At 73.0% G+C, this 1,947-nt stretch carries 2 protein-coding genes; both read right to left on the bottom strand.

All coding sequences use genetic code 11. From position 1 onward, the window contains the following. Nucleotides 1–82: 82 nt before the first annotated feature. A complete protein-coding gene (locus tag ACIQK6_RS08045) occupies nucleotides 83–928 on the bottom strand; it encodes an ABC transporter permease (protein WP_402694514.1) in 846 nt (281 codons plus the stop codon). Further along, a complete protein-coding gene (locus ACIQK6_RS08040; RefSeq protein WP_402694513.1) occupies nucleotides 925–1,929 on the bottom strand; it encodes an ATP-binding cassette domain-containing protein in 1,005 nt (334 codons plus the stop codon). Before ACIQK6_RS08040 ends, ACIQK6_RS08045 begins: the two co-directional genes overlap by 4 nt. Nucleotides 1,930–1,947 lie beyond the last annotated feature (18 nt).

Here is a 1,947-nt window from a genome sequence, read left to right as displayed (position 1 = left end):
CCGCCGGGCAGGAGAAAGCCACTGGCCCGGACATCCTCGGATGTCCGGGCCAGTGGCTTGTGCCGTTCTGTGGAGTGCCGGCCTACTGCATCGGCCGGCGGAAGCCGAGCACCGCCAGGCCGCTGCCCACGGCGGCGATCACACCCCCGATGACCAGCGCCGGGAGGATCGCGTCCGAGCCCGGGATGCCCAGGGCGAGCGCGCGGGTCGCGTCGATCGCGTACGTGAGCGGGTTGACCCCGGCGACCGCGGCCAGCCAGTCGGGCAGGTCCTTGACCGGCATGTATGCGCTGGACGCGAACATCAGCGGCAGGATCGCGATCACGGCGAGGTTCTGCATGGGCTCGGCCCGCCGCAGCCACGCCCCGGCCGCGATGAACGCCCAGCCCAGCGACCAGCTCATGAACAGGGTCAGCCCGACCGAGGCCGCCACATCGGCCGCCCCGCCATCCGGTGCGTAGCCGAGCACGCCGAATGCAAGCGCCAGGATGACCGTGGCCTGCACCGCGCTGCGCACGAGGTTGGCGAGGCTGCGGGCGATCAGCAGCGAGGACGGGGTGATGGGCAGCGACCGGAGCCGGGCCACCACCCCGTTCTTCAGGTCGTCGACGAGTCCGACGCCCGACTGGACCGCCGATTGCACCGCGTTGTCGACCAGCACCGCCGACAGCACGAAGTCGAGGTAGGTGATTCCGGCGGGGAAGTGCGGCGGTGCGCCCATCTTGCTGAACACCTGAGTCAGCACGAACAGGATGATCACCGGCTGGAGCAGCCCGAAGAGCACCACGCCCGGGTCGGTCGCCATCGAGCGCAGCGAACGCGCGGTGAGTACGCGGATCTGGAGGAACACCGAACTGTCCGGCCAGGCCTGCCGGAGCGGCGGGCCGGCGGTCGTCGCGGTGGACGCGTGGGTGGCGGTGGCGGTCATGCGGCGGGTCCTCCGGACAGGGCGGGCACAGGGGAGGCGGCGGGCACGGGTGCCCGCCCGGCCAGGGCGAGATAGACGTCGTCCAGGGTGGGTTCACCGAAGGACAGCTCGGTGGCCTCGGCCCCTGCCTGGTCCAGGGCGCGGATCACCGTCGCCACGTCCTTCGACGCGTCGATGGGGATGACGAGGCAGCCGCTCTGCGGGGCCACCGCCGGGTCCAGACAGGCGCGGCGCAGTGCCCCGACCGCGCTCTCGCGGTCGGCGGACGGGTCCAGCGTGACGGTGACGGTGCGGCGGCCGACGGCCGCCTTCAGCTCCGCCGCCGTACCGCTCGCGATGACCCGGCCGCCGGACAGCACGGTGATGGAGTCCGCGAGCCGGTCGGCCTCCTCCAGGTACTGGGTGGTGAGGAGCACGGTGGAGCCCTCGGCCACCAGGCCCTCGACGATCTCCCACAGGCCCAGCCGGGCCGCCGGGTCCAGGCCCGTGGTCGGCTCGTCGAGGAAGACCACCTCCGGACGGCCGACCAGGCTCGCGGCGAGGTCGAGCCGCCTCCGCAGTCCGCCGGAGTACGTGCGGGCTCGGCGCCCGGCCACGTCCTGGAGCGCGAACAGCTCCAGCAGTTCATCGGCGCGCACCCGGGCCGCCCGGCGGCCGGCGCCCAGCAGCCGGGCGATCAGCACCAGGTTGTCCCGGCCGCTCAACTGGCCGTCCACCGAGGCGAACTGCCCGGTCAGCCCGATGCGTCGGCGTACCTCGCGCGGTCGGCGCGTCACGTCGTACCCGGCGACCGAGGCCGCGCCGGAGGTGGGCGCCAGCGCGGCGGTGAGGATGCCCACCAGGGTGGTCTTGCCGGCGCCGTTGTGGCCCAGCAGGCCGAGGACGGACCCCCGGGGGACGGAGAGGTCCACCGAGTCGAGTGCGCGCACCGTGCCGAAGATCTTGCTGAGGTCCCGCGCCTCGATCATGGTCTCGGGAGGCTCGATGGGGAGCCCGTTCATGGGAGTTCTCCAGGTTCG

Origin of the sequence: Streptomyces sp. NPDC091682 (genome assembly GCF_044756625.1) — a bacterium.
Lineage (GTDB): Bacteria > Actinomycetota > Actinomycetes > Streptomycetales > Streptomycetaceae > Streptomyces.
The sequence above is the reverse complement of the archived record's forward strand: the minus strand, read 5'-3'. Positions and strand labels throughout refer to the sequence as shown.

Coding starts and splice junctions, on each gene's coding strand:
- ACIQK6_RS08045 (WP_402694514.1), bottom strand. CDS start 928: ATGACCGCCACCGCCACCCACGCGTCCACCGCGACGACCGCCGGCCCG.
- ACIQK6_RS08040 (WP_402694513.1), bottom strand. CDS start 1,929: ATGAACGGGCTCCCCATCGAGCCTCCCGAGACCATGATCGAGGCGCGG.